This window comes from Streptomyces prunicolor (genome assembly GCF_045162825.1).
GTDB lineage: Bacteria > Actinomycetota > Actinomycetes > Streptomycetales > Streptomycetaceae > Streptomyces > Streptomyces prunicolor.
Window position 1 is genome coordinate 9177926 of sequence record NZ_CP108676.1, and the last position, 14042, is coordinate 9191967.

Genomic DNA, 14042 nt, shown 5'->3' on the forward strand with positions numbered 1-14042 from the left:
GGCCCCCTGACACGCTCACGCCCATGCCGACCTTCACCGCACCCGACGGAACCCGCCTCGCCTATCACGCATCGGGCGACGGCCCGCCCCTGATCTGCCTCCCCGGCGGCCCGATGCGTGACTCGGCGTACCTGGGCACCCTCGGCGGCCTGACCGCCCACCGCCGTCTGATCCGGCTGGATCTACGGGGCACGGGCGAGTCGGAGGTCCCGAGGGACCCGGCGTCGTACCGCTGCGACCGCCTGGTGGACGATGTCGAGGCGCTGCGCGAGGAGTTGGGGCTCGACCGGGTGGACCTGCTCGCCCACTCGGCCGGTGCGAACCTGGCCGCGCTGTACACGGCCCGCCACCCGGAGCGCGTGGCCCGACTGACCCTGATCACCCCCAGCGTCTACGCGGTCGGCATCCCGATCTCCGCCGAGGACCGCCTGGAGGTCGCGCGACTGCGCGGGTCCGAACCGTGGTTCGGACCCGCGTTCGCCGCCCTGGAGGAGATCACCGCCGGTCGTGCGACCCCCGACTCCTGGCCGGCCATCGCGCCCTTCGCCCACGCCCGTTGGGACGAGACGGCACGCGCCTTCGACGAGGCCGACGCCAAGGAGAAGAACGCGGAGGCCGCGACCGCCTACGCCGCCGAAGGCGCCTTCGACCCGGGCGCCACCCGCGCGGCCCTGGCCGAATTCCGGTCCCCGGTGCTCGTCCTGGCCGGGGAGTTCGACATCTCCGCTCCGCCGCGCGCGATGGCGGAGTACACGGGACTGTTCCCCAACGCGGAGTTCGAGGTGCAGTCCGGGGCCGGGCACATGCCGTGGCTGGACGACGCCGAGCGGTTCGTCGCGACCGTGTCGGCGTTCACGGCCTGACCCACTGCTCCCTGGGACTCAGCAGTCCCTGAACTCCGGTGACTGGTTCAGCACTTGGGACCGCACCGACGTGAACCGGGCGTATGTCTCCCCGTCGACTGCCCCCGGCCGGAACGCCGCCACCCGATGGCAGTTCTGGAAAGCCAGGGCCACTCCGAAGTGGCGCTCCAGGCTGCCCCGGATCGCGTCGCTGGCCAGAGCCCGCAGCAGCTGGCCGCGTTGCTGCTCGGACGGGGGCGGGGTCTGGTTGTCGGTGAAGTCGGCTGTGCCGTCGCGGAGTTCGGTGGCGAGACCGGCGATCAGGTCGTAGGCGTACGGCAGGGACGTGCGGACCGTGTCCACGAAGTCCGCCTCGCGGATGTCACCGTTCTCGGCTTCGGCGAGGAGCTTCGGGGAGACGTCGAGAGACATGAAAAGGGGTGTCCTGTCTGGTAGTTGGCGAACAGTGTGTGAGTGAGCCAGCGAGCGAGCAGGTGGTGGTCAGGGGTGTGGTGTCGGGCCCGGTACGTACTCCGGGTCCACCTGGGCCGCGAGATCCAGGCCCGTTGCCTTGTCCGCCCAGGCGTGGGCGTTGCGGAGGTGGAACTCGACGGCGTGGCGGTGCAGGGTCGGCCAGTCCCTGGGGTGGGCGTCGACCGCCTCGCGGAGGAGATTCAGGGCGTGGACGTTGTGTGACTCCAACTCGCCCTGCACCCTGCCCTGTTCGGCGGCGCGGACGGCGGGGGAGTGGACCAGGTGGGTCAGGAGGTCGTCCCCCACCTCCTCCTTGAGGAAGAGCAGGTCGTCCTCGCCGGTGACCTTGTTGCCGATCACGGCCAGGCGGATGCCGAACTCCCGTGCGTGGTCGCGGTACTGGCGATAGACGGAGACACCCTTGCGGGTGGGTTCGGCCACCAGGAACGTCAGGTCGAAGCGGGTGAACAGGCCGGAGGCGAAGGCGTCGGCGCCCGCCGTCATGTCGACCACGACGTATTCGCCGGCGGTGTCGACCAGATGGTTCAAGTACAGCTCCACCGCGCCGAGTTTGGAGTGGTAGCAGGCCACCCCGAGGTCGCTCTCCTCGAACTCGCCCGTCGCCATCAGCGGAACGTCACCCGCACGGACCACATGACGGGCGTGCACCTCGTCGTCGCCGAGCAGACGCAGGAGACGTGAACCGCGTCCCGGTGGTGTGGTCTTGATCATGGCCTCCGGGGAGGCGATGCGCGGGTTGGTGCCGCGCAGGAAGTCCTTCAGTTCGGTCAAGTGGGCGGCCAGGGGTGGGGCGGTGACCGGTTCGGTGTCGGGAGACGTGTCGGGGGACAGTGCCTCGGCCAGGTGCTGGTTGATGTCTCCGTCGATGGCGAGCACGGGGGCGCCGGAGCGGGCCAGATGGCGGGCGAAGAGGGCCGACAGCGTGGTCTTTCCGCTGCCGCCCTTGCCGACGAACGCGACGCGCACTATCGGGCCGCCGCAATCGCGGTTTTGAAAATGAATGTCATGTGGCTAGGTTTTAGGGGGTGGCCGCGAGGCTGTCAAATCGAGTGGATCAAGGGCGATCCAGGAACGGTCCAAGTGTGATCAAGGCCTAGGGGTCTTAATGCATATGATGTGCAAGTGCTTGACTACTGCATCAGGGCGGCAGGCCCGGACGATATCGACGGTGCGCGTGCCGTGATGCTCGACACCGTCTACCGCGACTTCCGCACCGGGTACGTGCCCCGCTGGCACGGCGACATCATCGACCCGGCCGCCGCCTACCTCGCCCCGGCCCGCCACACCCTCCTCGTGGCGCTCGACCCCGCCGACGGCACGGTCGTGGCGACCGGCGCCCTCGACTCCCGTGGACCGGTCCACCCGCCGAACCCGCGCGACCTCGCCGAGCGCTACCCCTCCGGCGAGACCGCGCAACTGCGCCGCGTCTACGTCCGCCCCGCGCACCGCCGGCGCGGCCTCGCCCGGCACCTCGTCGCCGAACTCCTCGCGTTCGCCGCGGCCGACGGCGGCTACCGCGCCGTATATCTGCACACCGATCCCGCCGTGCCCGGCGCCGAGGCCTTCTGGCGGTCGCTCGGCAAGGTCGTGCACGACGAGCGTGACGATCCGGACGGCGGGAACGGCGGAATCGTGCACTTCGAACTGGGCATGGAGCGATAACCGCGATGCGATTCCGACGCACAAGTGCCCGTACAAGCATCCGTACCGGTGCCCGTATACGTACGCGTATTGGACCGATGCAACGGCCCCGACTGTTTCTCGCCCTTGCCCTCGCCCCGCTGCTCACCGGCTGTTTCGCCTCCGCCGGTGGCGAGAGCGGAGAGGCCACCGGTGAGTCCGGCTCGCGGCTGCGGGTGGCCCTCGCGTTCCCGCCCGCCGAGAACCTCTCCCCGTACGGTGCCGACGCCACCATCCTCAGCCGGCTCGGTGTCACCGAGGGCCTGACCTCGCTGGACGCCAACGGCTCCGCCGCCCCCGCGCTCGCGCGGTCCTGGCAGCGGGAGAGCGACCGCAGTTGGGTGTTCACCCTGCGCGAGGCCAGGTTCCAGGACGGCACCGAGGTCACCCCGGCCAGCGTGGCCGCCGCCCTCACCCACGCCACCGAGGCGAAGCCCGCCCCGGCCGCGCTCTCCGGCGTCACTCTCACCGGCGAGTCCGCGGGCGGCGACCGTATCCGTATCCGCACCAACTCCCCTGATCCGGTACTGCCGTTGAGGCTGGCCGGTCCTGCTCTCGCCGTCCTCTCGCCGAAGGCGTACGAGGAGAAGGGCCGCGTCGACCCGGTCGGCACCGCCACCGGTCCCTTCGAACTGACGAAGGTCACCGGCTCCACGACGGCCACGCTCGACCGCTTCGACGACTACTGGGGCGGCCTCGCCCAGGCCGCCGGGATCGACGCACGGTTCATCGCGGACGGCACCGCCCGCACCAACGCCCTGCGCACCGGGCAGGTCGACCTCGCCGAGGCGATACCCGTCGCACAGGCCGCCACCCTCGACCCGGCCACCCGCCGCGAGACCGCCACCACCCGCACCACGAGCCTCCAACTCAACACCAGGACAGGCCCGTTCAAGAACCCGAAGCTCCGGGCTGCCGCCCGCGAGGCCGTCGACACCTCCGCACTCGCCAAGGGCGTCTACGAGGACCACGCCGACGCCGGCGCGGGCATCTACGGCCCCGCCGTCACGTGGGCCGCGAGCAAGCGCGAGCAACCGGCCGGGCGGACGAGGGCCGTTAAGCCCGCCGGGACGACGATGACCCTCGCGACGTACGACAACCGGCCCGAACTCCCCGAAGTCGCCCAGGTGTTGAAGCAGCAGCTGGAACAGGCCGGATTCAAGGTCGAGTTGGAGGTCCGCGAGTACTCACGGATCGAGAGCGACGCGTTGGCCGGGAAGTTCGACGCGTTCGTCGTGGCCCGCAACACCCTGGTGGACACGGGTGATCCGGTGGCCGTGCTGGCGAGCGACTACACCTGCGACGGCGGCTACAACCTCGCCCTGCTCTGCGACAAGGGCGTCGACCGGGCCGTGGCGAAGGCCGAGGGCACCGCCGATACCTTCGCACGCCAGAGCGCGGCGATGGCGGCCGAGGCCGAGATCCTTGGCACGGACGCCGTCGTGCCTCTCGTACACCAACGGGTCGTCACCGGCGTCGGCGCTTCGGTAGAGGGCGTCCTCCTTGACCCGTACGAGCGCACCCTCGTCGGCCCCGGAACCCGGCGCTGAACCATGCCGCACCGTACGACCGCGCTCCTGTGGCGTGCCTTCCTCGCGGCCGCCCTGGTGTGCGCGGTGGGCCTGCTGCCCTGGCTCACCCGCACCGACCCGGCCCTCACCGTCCTCAAGGCACGCTCGGCCGAACGCGACCCCGACCCCGAGGTCCTCGCCGCCGTCCGCACCCAACTCGACCTCGAAGACGGCCCGTTGCGACTCCTGGGCCACTGGCTCGGCGGCCTCCCGCGCGGCGACGCCGGGCACTCGTGGATCTCCGGCGCCGAGGTCATGCCCGGAGTGCTCCAAGCCCTGGGCGCGTCCCTGCTGTTGATGGGCGCGGCAGCCGTAGTGGCCGTCGCCACCGCCGGGTTGGTGTGCACGCGGACGTTGCGACGGGGCGGGCGTACGGCTGGGCGTTCCGGCGGCACCGGCTCCGCCGTGCTCGCCGCGCTGCCCGAGTTCCTCACCGCCTCCGTGCTCGCCACCGTCGTCGGGGTGCAGCTCGGGTGGTTGCCCGCGCTCGGGTGGTACGGGCCACGGTGGATGGTGTTGCCCGCGCTCGCGCTCGGGTTGCCCGCCGGGGCCGTGCTCGGGCGGTTGCTCGATGATCTGTTGCCGGGGGCGTTCGCCGAGCCGTGGGTGCGGGCCGCTGCGGCGCGGGGGCTGCCCGGGCGGCGGATCGCGCGGCAGGCCGTGCGGCGGTGTCTGCCCGGGCTGCTGCCCAACATGGGGTTGTTCGTCGTCGGGTTGACCGGCGGGGCCGTCGCCGTCGAGCAGATCTTCGACATACCCGGACTCGGGCGCACCACCCTGCAGGCCGCCCTCGCCCAGGACTTGCCCGTCCTCCAGGCCGGCACCCTCGCCCTACTTCTGCTCGCCGCCGTCGCCGCCGGACTCTGCCACCTCGCGGCCCGTCTCCTTGTCGGCCCCGCACTGCGCGCCGACGCCCTCCCCTCCCTCCACCGGCCCAGCACCTCAACTGCCCGACGAACCGAGCCCCTTGTCTACGGCGCGTTCCTCCTCGCTGTCGTCGCGCTCGGCCTGCCCCGCGACCCCCTCGCCCTCGACACCGCGCTGCGTCTCCAACACCCCACCTGGGCCCACCCGTTCGGCACCGACGCGCTCGGCCGGGATCTCCTCGCCCGGGTCGCCCACGGTGCCGTCGACACCCTGCTGCTCGCCCTCGCGATCAGTGCCGTCGCGCTCGGCACCGGCGTACTGCTCGGACTGCTGCCCCGGCTGTCCGGGCCGCTGGCCGACACGGTGAACGCCCTACCGCCCGTCCTCGCCGCGCTGTTGGTCACCGCCGTGGCCGGCAACGGAAGCACGACGCCCGCCCTCGCGGTGGCTGCCCTCGCCTGGACGCCCCTTGCCGCGCACACCTCCGCACTGCTACGCCAGGAACGCGCCACCCTGCACGTGACCGCCACCCGGGGTCTGGGCGCGGGCCGTTGGCACCTCCTGCGCCACGCACTCCTGCCCGCCGTCTTGCCGCCCGTCGCCCGGCACGCCCTGCTCCGGCTGCCCGGGGTCGCCCTCGCCCTCGCCTCACTCGGCTTCCTCGGCCTCGGCGCGCAACCGCCCTCCCCGGAATGGGGCCTGCTCCTCGCCGAGAACCAGCCCTACGCCGAACGCGCCCCCTGGGCCGTCCTCGCCCCCGCCGCCGTCCTCGCCCTGCTCGGCGCACTGGCGGTCACGGCTGCCGGGAACATGCAAGGGACCAACGCGCGAAGGGAGTTGGCCGCCCGGTGACCTCCGTGGCCCTCGCGCGCACTCCGCTCTCACCGCTGCTCCGGCTGCTGATCCTCACCCAACTCGCCTTCAACATCGGCTTCTTCGCCGTGCTGCCGTTCCTCGCCGAGCACCTGGCGGAGGCGATCGGCATGGCGGGGTGGCTGGTTGGGCTCGTGCTGGGGCTGCGGACCTTCAGTCAGCAGGGGTTTTTCGTGGTCGGCGGGGCCCTCGCCGACCGGTACGGCGTACGGCCCGTGGTGCTCGCGGGATGTGTGCTGCGGATCGCCGGATTCGGTTGGCTCGGGTATGCGGAGGAGACCTGGAGCGTCGTCGGAGCCGTACTGCTCATCGGGTTCGCCGCCGCGCTGTTCTCACCGGCCGTGGAGTCGGAGGTGGCGCGGCAGGCGGTCGAGTGGGAGGAGACGGGCGGGGGATCCCGCACCCGCGTGCTCGCGTTGTTCACCGTCGCGGGTCAAGTCGGGGCGTTTGTGGGGCCGTTGCTCGGTGCGTTGCTGCTCGCGGTGGACTTCCGGGTGACGTGTCTCCTCGGGGCCGGGGTCTTCGTACTCGTTCTCGGCGGGCACGCGTGGTTGCTGCCGCAGCACATCTCCGGGCGGAACATCCCCGGGCGGACGCAGATCACCCAGAAGAGCGGCATGCGCACCCTGGTGCACAACAAGCCTTTCCTGGCGCTGTGTTGTGCCTACGGCGCCTATCTCCTCGCCTACAACCAGCTCTATCTGGCCCTCCCCGAGGAGGTGGAGCGCGCGGCGGGCACGCAGGCGCCGCTGGCCTGGCTGTTCGCGCTGTCCTCGCTGCTCGTGGTGAGCGCGCAGTTGCCCGTGACCCGCTGGGCGGGGGAGCGGCTCGACCCGCGCCGGTCCATGGCGGCCGGGCTGCTGCTGATCGCCGTAGGGTTCACTGCCGTGGCGCTGGCAGGCCCCGCCCAACTGACCGGCACCACCGGGCTGTTGCCCGCGACCGTCCTCGTCGTCCTGCTCACCCTCGGCCAGATGCTCATCGCCCCCGTCGCCCGCGCCTGGGTCCCCGACCTCGCCGAACCCGGCCGCCTCGGCCTCTACACGGGCGCGCTCTCGTCCGTCTCCGGCCTGATCGTCCTCCTCGGCAGCGCGGCCACCGGCACCCTCCTCGACACGGGGCTGCCCGTGGCCGTGCCGTGGCTGGTGCTGGCCGTCGTACCGGTCGCGGCGATCGGGTTGTTGCCGCGCGGAAAGTGGGCCGCGCCCGGGCGGCCGTAGCCAGGGATGTCCGGGCGACCGCGTATGAATCTCCAGACCGGCGGCCGGCGCCCGGAGTTACCGGTCTTGTGGGGGATGAGTCGCCAAGGGTCGTCCGTGTCCCCGCGATTGGACCGGTCCTCCGCTTCCTGCGCCCCTGGCTCTGCGGCTCCCCGTATCCCGGTAAATCGACGCATGCCGGCACGAGTCCGCCCACCCGAACTGAACGCCCCACCCGCCCCCGCCGTACCAAGCCATGAACCAGATATGAGCTGCCCCCTAAACCGCCATCGACGGCTTCGGCGGCCGTGGCGCGTGGGAGGATCCGTCACCATGAGCGCATCCCCGGCGGTACGTAGCCTGCGCGCCGCGGTGTTCGCCGCGGTGTGTGTGCTGCTGGCTGCCGCCGGGCACGGGCTCGCCACCGGGGCTACGCCTCCGTCGTGGGCGGACGGTGTCGGATTCCTCCTTGTGTTCGTCATGGGGTGGTTGCTCGGCGGGCGGGAACGGTCCATGCCCGGCATCGGCGCCGCCATGCTCGCCACCCAGGCCGGGCTCCACCTCGGGTTCGATGTCGCGCGGCCCCGTACTGGCATGGCGATGGCCGGCATGGCGCACATGTCGGGGCACACCATGGCCCCCATGCGGCAGACGCAGGCGATGACCCCGCACGCCGTCGCCGCCCACGTCGTCGCCGCGCTCGTCGCGGCCTGGTGGCTGCGGCGCGGCGAGGCCGCCCTGTGGTCGCTGCTGCGCTGGGCCGTCGCCTTCGTGCCGGGGCTGGCCGCCTGGTGGCGGGACGCCCCCGCGCCCCAGACCTTCCGCATCGCCCGTCGCCCCGGACGCGCCGCCGCCGACGCGGCCCCTCTGCGCCAACTCCTCCTGCGGCACGCGGTCAGCCGCAGAGGGCCACCGGACCTGATCCCGTACCCGGTGTGACCACTCAACTTCCTTTTCCCGTACGGAGATCACCTCACCATGTCCGCATACCGCACCACCCTGCGCCGCGCAGGCACCGTGGCCGCGCTCGCCACCGCCGGAGTCCTGGCCGCCGCGGGGGTCGCCTCCGCGCACGTCACCGTCCACCCCGAGAGTTACGCCAAGGGTGCGACGGACGGTGTCCTCACCTTCCGCGTCCCCAACGAGGAGGACAAGGCCAGCACCACCAAGGTCCAGGTCTATCTGCCCACCGACCACCCCGTCCTCGGCGTCCTGGTCACCCCGCAGAACGGCTGGACCGCGAAGGTCACCACCAGCAAGCTCAAGACGCCGGTGAAGACCGACGACGGCACCATCACCGACGCCGTCTCCGAGATCACCTGGACCGGCGGGAAGATCGGGGCCGGACAGTACGAGGACTTCAACGTCGCCTTCGGTCAACTGCCCGACGACACCGACCAGTTGGCGTTCAAGACGCTCCAGACCTACTCGGACGGCGATGTCGTCCGCTGGATCGAGCAGACCACGGCGGGCGACGACGAGCCGGAGAACCCGGCGCCCGTCCTCAAGCTCACCGCCAAGGAGAGCGAGGACGGCGACGAGACCCCGGCCGCGTCCGCAAGCACAGCGGCCACCTCCACGAAGTCCAGCACCACCGCCTCCTCGTCGAGCAGCGACTCGACCGCCCGCGGGCTCGGTATCGCCGGGCTGATCGTGGGCGTACTCGGCCTCGCGGCGGGCGCCTTCGCGATCGTGCGCAGCCGGACCCCGCGGTCGTAGCACCCAAGTCGTAGCACCCAAGTCCTAGCACCTGAGGGGTACGCGGAAGGGGCCCGGATCACTGGTGATCCGGGCCCCTTCCGCGCAACCGTCCCTACTGCGAGACCAGTTCCAGCAGCTTCTCCTCCGCCGGAACCTCCTCGATGAGAGAGGTGCGCGAGGTGCGCCACAGCCACAGGATGTCGCGGCCGAACGACCAGACCAGCGTGCCGAGCGCGAGGGCCACCACGCCGATGTTGGCCGCGTGGGGCAGCAGGTTCGCGCCCGCGAGGAGCAGCAGGATGCCCTGGGTGGCGGCGACCGTCTTGCGGGCGGTGCTCGGCGGCAGCGGGGCGTTCAGCCACAGCCAGACGCGGGCCGCGGCGACGAAGGCGTAGCGCATGCCGCCGATCAGCAGGACCCACGGGCCCATCTGCGTCGCGACGTACACGCTGAGCACCAGGATGAGGAACGCGTCGACCTCCATGTCGAAGCGCGCTCCGAGCGCGGTGGAGGTGTTCGTGCGCCGGGCGACCTTGCCGTCGACGCCGTCCAGGATCAGGGCCACCGCCGTCAGGCCGACCAGCAGCGTGACCGGCGGCGAGCTCTCGAAGGAGTCCGCTACCAGCGCGGTCACCCCGCCGACCAGGATGGCCCGGCCGAGGGTGACCCGGTTGGCCGGCCCGAAGGAACGGGTCCGGGTCCGGTGCAGCGCCTTGGAGAGCACGGCCCAGGTGGCGATCGCGAATGCCAGGCCGGTCAGCCAGCCGGCCGGCCCCATTCCGATCGCCGTGCCGAGCAACGCCAGCAACAGGATCTGAACGCCCGCTCCCACAGCGGTCTCCTGCTGGACCAGCCTTGCTTCGTATGTGTTGTTCAGGGCCACCGCACACCCTCCGGCCGTATGACAGAGTCGATCAACGCCGCGTACTGTGCGCGGCCTGTGGTTACCCGTACGTGAACAGCTTCCCGATCGTTCAGGAGGAATCCGATGAAGCGCACCGCGAGGGCGTTTTGGATCGGTCCACCGGGTCACGGCGAGATCCGCGACGTCGTCCTGCCCGACCCCGCCGAGGACGAGGTGCTGGTCCGCTCCCTGTGGTCGGGCGTGAGCCGCGGCACCGAGACCCTGGTCTTCCGCGGGGGCGTCCCCGAGAACCAGCACGCGACCATGCGGGCCCCCTTCCAGGAGGGCGACTTCCCAGGTCCGGTCAAGTACGGCTACCTCAACGTGGGGGTCGTGGAGGAGGGCCCGGCCGCGCTGCTCGGCCGTACCGTCTTCTGCCTCTATCCGCATCAGACGCGCTACGTCGTCCCCGTGAGCGCCGTGACACCGGTGCCGGAGTCCGTGCCCGCCGGGCGGGCCGTCCTCGCCGGGACCGTGGAGACCGCCGTCAACGCGCTGTGGGACGCGGCGCCGCTGGTCGGCGACCGGATCGCGGTGGTCGGGGGAGGGATGGTCGGCTGCTCGGTGGCCGCGCTGCTGGGCCGTTTCCCGGGTGTGCGGGTGCAGTTGGTGGACGCCGATCCCACGCGCGCGAAGATCGCCGAGGCGTTGGGAGTTGGCTTCGCGCTGCCTTCGGACGCGCTCGGCGACTGCGATCTCGTCGTCCACGCCAGCGCCACCGAACAGGGCCTCACCCGCGCGCTGGAACTCCTCACCGCCGAGGGAACGGTCCTCGAACTGAGCTGGTACGGCGACCGGAAAGTGAGCCTCCCGCTCGGCGAGGCGTTTCATTCGCGCCGCCTGGTGATCCGTAGCAGCCAGGTCGGCACTGTCTCCCCGGCGCGCGCCAACCGCAGCTATGCCGACCGGCTCGCCCTCGCCCTCGACCTGCTCGCGGACCCCGCGCTGGACGCGCTGGTCACCGGGGAGAGCGACTTCGAGGAGCTGCCTCAGCTGCTGCCCAGGCTCGCCTCGGGGGAGATCCCGGCGCTGTGCCATCGGGTCCGTTACACCGACATCGGCTGAGAATCGTTCAATTCCGTACGAGCAAGAGCGTCTGACCTGAGAAAAGAGTGAGAGCGGTCTGAACAGGGGGAGGCGTGCAGCCGTACTACACGGCATCCCCCGGCAGGGATCAGCCGCGGGACCAGACGCGCCGCACCTGGAGGGTCGTCCGTTGTTCAGCATCACCGTTCGCGATCACATCATGATCGCCCACAGCTTCCACGGCGAAGTGTTCGGGCCCGCCCAGCGGTTGCACGGAGCCACGTTCCTGGTGGACGCCACCTTCCGGCGCGAGCAGCTGGACGACGACAACATCGTCGTCGACATCGGACTGGCCACCCAGGAACTGGGCGCCGTCGTGAGCGAGTTGAACTACAGAAACCTCGACAACGAGCCCGACTTCGCCGGGGTCAACACCTCGACGGAGTTCCTCGCGAAGGTCATCGCCGACCGGCTCGCCGAGCGGATCGAGAAGGGCGCGCTCGGCGAGGGCGCCCGGGGCCTGACCGGCCTCCAGGTCACCCTGCACGAGTCGCACGTCGCCTGGGCGAGTTACGAGCGTGCCCTGTGAGCGACGTGACCATCGACCGCGCCCCCTCGCTGGGATTCCTGCCCGCACAGCGCGCCGCCTCCCGGAATGCCGAGATCATCCCCATGTCCCTGCGCACCGTGCACTTCGTGATGCCGGGCGGCGTCGACGACCCGGCCGCGCCGAGCGGCGGCAACGCCTACGACCGGCGGGTCAGCCTGGACCTGCCCGGCTTCGGCTGGCAGGTGCACAAGCACGCCGTGGACGGCGAGTGGCCCCGACCCGGTGCCGCCGCCCGTGCCGAACTGGCCCGAGTGCTGCGCGAGTTGCCGGACGGTGCCGCCGTACTGATGGACGGGATCGTGGCCTGCGGCGTCCCCGAGATCGTCGTCCCGGAGGCCGACCGGCTGAGCCTGGCCGTCCTGGTCCACCTCCCGCTCGGTGACGAGACCGGCCTGGAGGCCGCCGTGGCCGCCGAGTTGGACGAGAAGGAACGTACGGTCCTGCGCGCGGTGTCGGCGGTCATCGGCACCAGCGAGTGGGCGGTCCGCCGCCTCGTCTCCCACCACGGCCTCGCCCCCGAGCGCGTCCATGTCGCCACCCCCGGCGCCGACATCGCCCCCCTCGCCTCCGGCACCGACGGCGTCTCCCACCTCGTGTGCGTCGCCACGCTGACTCCGCGCAAGGGCCAGCACCGGCTGATCGAGGCACTGGCCGCCGCGGCCGACCTGCCGTGGACCTGCGAGTGCGTAGGCGGCTTCGGCAACGACCCGGAGTACGTCGACCACCTGCGCGACCTCATCAAGCGCCACGGCCTCCAGGACCGGCTGCACCTCGCCGGCCCGCGGGCCGGTGCCGCACTCGACGCCACCTACGCCTCCGCCGACCTCATGGTCCTCATGTCGTACGCCGAGACGTACGGCATGGCCGTCACCGAGGCCCTCGCCCGCGGTATCCCCGTGCTGGCCACGGACGTCGGTGGGCTGCCCGAGGCGGTCGGCCGCGCCCCCGACGGCGGGGTGCCCGGCATCCTCGTCCCGCCGGAGGCCCCTGCCGCCCTCGCCGCCGAACTGCGCGGCTGGTTCGGCGAGGCCGACGTACGCCGGCGTCTGAAGGCGGCGGCCCGGGGCCGGCGCGCGGCCCTCGACGGCTGGGCCACCACGGCCCGCAGCCTGGCCGGCGTACTCACCCGGCTCCCCAGCGAACCCCGGAGGGCGGCATGAGGAACACGCAGTCCACACGGGCCACGGCACAGGCTGGACGGATCCCGGCGCAGCCGGGGCCCAGGGGCGTACCGCTGGGCATGCTGGTCGCCCCGGTACAGCCCGACGCGAAGGACCTGACGGCTGGACAGCCGGGGCCGGAGGACATCATGGCGGGAACGGTCCAAGCGGACGCGGGCGAGCAGACAGGGCCCGGTTCCGTGATCCCCGGCGCCGGGCCCGCGGGCCGCCCCGGCGAGCGGGCCACCGTACGGCTGCGGGACGTCGGACCCGACGACCCGCCGCGGTACGCGCCCGAGTGGCTGGAGCTGCGGGAAGGTGCCGACGCCGTGGCGCGGGCGCCCGAACTGCTCGACCCGCTGCGCATCCGGCTGGCCAACCTGCCCGGCCGTTCCGGGGTCGTCATCCACGACCTGGGCTGCGGCACCGGCTCGATGGGACGGTGGCTGGCGCCCCGCCTCGACGGCGCCCAGCACTGGATCCTGCACGACCGCGACCCCTACCTCCTGCACTTCGCCGCCGTCGCCTCGCCTCGCGCCGCCGCCGACGGCAGCCGCGTCACGGTCGAGACCCGGCGCGGCGACGTGGCCCGGCTGACCCCGGACGCGCTGGTCGGCGCCTCGCTGGTGACGGCCTCGGCACTCCTGGACGTCCTCACCCGCGAGGAGGTCGACGCCCTCGTCGCCGCCTGTGTCGGCGCCGGCTGCCCGGCGCTGCTCACCCTGTCGGTGGCGGGCAAGGTCGAACTCACCCCGGCCGACCCGATGGACGCGGAGATCGCCGACGCGTTCAACGCGCACCAGCGGCGCGACGGCCTCCTCGGCCCGGACGCCGTGACCGTCACCTGCGAGGCCTTCGCCGCGCACGGCGCCACGGTCCGCGTCCACCCGAGCGCCTGGCGGCTCGGCCCCGACGAGGCCGCGCTCACCGCCGAGTGGCTGCGCGGCTGGATCGGCGCGGCCGTCGAGGAACGCCCCGAGCTGAAGGAACGCGCCGACCAGTATCTGGAACGGCGCCTCGCGGCTTGCGCGGCAGGCGAGTTGAGCGTGCTCGTCCACCACAGCGACCTGCTGGCGCTGGCCCGGCCGACAGGGGGCACGTCATGAGCGTCGAG

At 72.1% G+C, this 14042-nt stretch carries 14 protein-coding genes; 11 read left to right on the forward strand and 3 right to left on the reverse strand.

What is annotated here, in order from left to right; genetic code table 11:
• Positions 1-23: 23 nt before the first annotated feature.
• Positions 24-863, forward strand: a complete 840-nt coding sequence (locus tag OG588_RS41650) for an alpha/beta fold hydrolase (protein WP_405951769.1) — start codon at positions 24-26, stop codon at positions 861-863.
• Between the two features lie 18 nt (positions 864-881).
• Here OG588_RS41650 and OG588_RS41655 read toward each other — a convergent pair whose 3' ends face one another.
• Positions 882-1274 carry an SCO5389 family protein gene (locus OG588_RS41655; protein WP_405951770.1) on the reverse strand — a complete coding sequence of 131 codons (393 nt, stop codon included), beginning with the start codon at positions 1272-1274 and terminating at the stop codon, positions 882-884.
• A 69-nt stretch (positions 1275-1343) separates the two neighbouring features.
• Positions 1344-2303: an ATP-binding protein gene (locus OG588_RS41660; RefSeq protein WP_405951771.1), complete on the reverse strand. Its 960-nt coding sequence runs from the start codon at positions 2301-2303 to the stop codon at positions 1344-1346.
• 156 nt (positions 2304-2459) lie between these two features.
• On the opposite strand from OG588_RS41660, the gene OG588_RS41665 reads away from it, so the two are divergent.
• From OG588_RS41665 to OG588_RS41690, 6 genes are all read left to right on the forward strand, one after another.
• Positions 2460-2999, forward strand: a complete 540-nt coding sequence (locus OG588_RS41665) for a GNAT family N-acetyltransferase (protein ID WP_405951772.1) — start codon at positions 2460-2462, stop codon at positions 2997-2999.
• Positions 3000-3076: 77 nt separating this feature from the next.
• The gene (locus OG588_RS41670; protein WP_405951773.1) at positions 3077-4567 is read left to right on the forward strand and encodes an ABC transporter substrate-binding protein; all 1491 of its coding nucleotides are present in this window, start codon (positions 3077-3079) and stop codon (positions 4565-4567) included.
• 3 nt (positions 4568-4570) lie between these two features.
• Positions 4571-6307 carry an ABC transporter permease subunit gene (locus tag OG588_RS41675; RefSeq protein WP_405951774.1) on the forward strand — a complete coding sequence of 579 codons (1737 nt, stop codon included), beginning with the start codon at positions 4571-4573 and terminating at the stop codon, positions 6305-6307.
• Positions 6304-7548 carry an MDR family MFS transporter gene (locus OG588_RS41680; protein ID WP_405951775.1) on the forward strand — a complete coding sequence of 415 codons (1245 nt, stop codon included), beginning with the start codon at positions 6304-6306 and terminating at the stop codon, positions 7546-7548. The genes OG588_RS41675 and OG588_RS41680 overlap by 4 nt, the downstream gene beginning before the upstream one ends.
• Before the next feature lie 312 nt (positions 7549-7860).
• A complete protein-coding gene (locus tag OG588_RS41685; RefSeq protein WP_405951776.1) occupies positions 7861-8466 on the forward strand; it encodes a hypothetical protein in 606 nt (201 codons plus the stop codon).
• A 39-nt stretch (positions 8467-8505) separates the two neighbouring features.
• Positions 8506-9246 (forward strand): YcnI family protein, encoded by a 741-nt coding sequence (locus tag OG588_RS41690; RefSeq protein WP_405951777.1) that lies wholly within the window; start codon positions 8506-8508, stop codon positions 9244-9246.
• Positions 9247-9340: 94 nt separating this feature from the next.
• Here OG588_RS41690 and OG588_RS41695 read toward each other — a convergent pair whose 3' ends face one another.
• Positions 9341-10111, reverse strand: coding sequence for a CDP-alcohol phosphatidyltransferase family protein (locus OG588_RS41695; RefSeq protein ID WP_398854200.1), 771 nt, complete (start codon positions 10109-10111; stop codon positions 9341-9343).
• 105 nt (positions 10112-10216) lie between these two features.
• Between OG588_RS41695 and OG588_RS41700 the strand changes: the two genes are divergently transcribed.
• The 4 genes from OG588_RS41700 (at position 10217) to OG588_RS41715 (ending at position 14034) form a co-directional block, all read left to right on the forward strand.
• A complete protein-coding gene (locus OG588_RS41700) occupies positions 10217-11197 on the forward strand; it encodes a zinc-binding alcohol dehydrogenase (RefSeq protein WP_405951778.1) in 981 nt (326 codons plus the stop codon).
• A gap of 151 nt (positions 11198-11348) precedes the next feature.
• The gene (locus OG588_RS41705) at positions 11349-11747 is read left to right on the forward strand and encodes a 6-carboxytetrahydropterin synthase (protein WP_019059043.1); all 399 of its coding nucleotides are present in this window, start codon (positions 11349-11351) and stop codon (positions 11745-11747) included.
• The gene (locus OG588_RS41710) at positions 11744-12928 is read left to right on the forward strand and encodes a glycosyltransferase family 4 protein (RefSeq protein WP_019059042.1); all 1185 of its coding nucleotides are present in this window, start codon (positions 11744-11746) and stop codon (positions 12926-12928) included. The genes OG588_RS41705 and OG588_RS41710 overlap by 4 nt, the downstream gene beginning before the upstream one ends.
• The gene (locus tag OG588_RS41715) at positions 12925-14034 is read left to right on the forward strand and encodes a trans-aconitate methyltransferase (protein ID WP_405951779.1); all 1110 of its coding nucleotides are present in this window, start codon (positions 12925-12927) and stop codon (positions 14032-14034) included. The genes OG588_RS41710 and OG588_RS41715 overlap by 4 nt, the downstream gene beginning before the upstream one ends.
• Positions 14035-14042 lie beyond the last annotated feature (8 nt).

Bases quoted from the DNA above. Each gene is read 5' to 3' on its own strand.
- OG588_RS41650 (WP_405951769.1), top strand. From the start codon at position 24: ATGCCGACCTTCACCGCACCCGACGGAACCCGCCTCGCCTATCACGCA.
- OG588_RS41700 (WP_405951778.1), top strand. From the start codon at position 10,217: ATGAAGCGCACCGCGAGGGCGTTTTGGATCGGTCCACCGGGTCACGGC.
- OG588_RS41690 (WP_405951777.1), top strand. From the start codon at position 8,506: ATGTCCGCATACCGCACCACCCTGCGCCGCGCAGGCACCGTGGCCGCG.
- OG588_RS41675 (WP_405951774.1), top strand. From the start codon at position 4,571: ATGCCGCACCGTACGACCGCGCTCCTGTGGCGTGCCTTCCTCGCGGCC.
- OG588_RS41685 (WP_405951776.1), top strand. From the start codon at position 7,861: ATGAGCGCATCCCCGGCGGTACGTAGCCTGCGCGCCGCGGTGTTCGCC.
- OG588_RS41670 (WP_405951773.1), top strand. From the start codon at position 3,077: ATGCAACGGCCCCGACTGTTTCTCGCCCTTGCCCTCGCCCCGCTGCTC.
- OG588_RS41715 (WP_405951779.1), top strand. From the start codon at position 12,925: ATGAGGAACACGCAGTCCACACGGGCCACGGCACAGGCTGGACGGATC.
- OG588_RS41655 (WP_405951770.1), bottom strand. From the start codon at position 1,274: ATGTCTCTCGACGTCTCCCCGAAGCTCCTCGCCGAAGCCGAGAACGGT.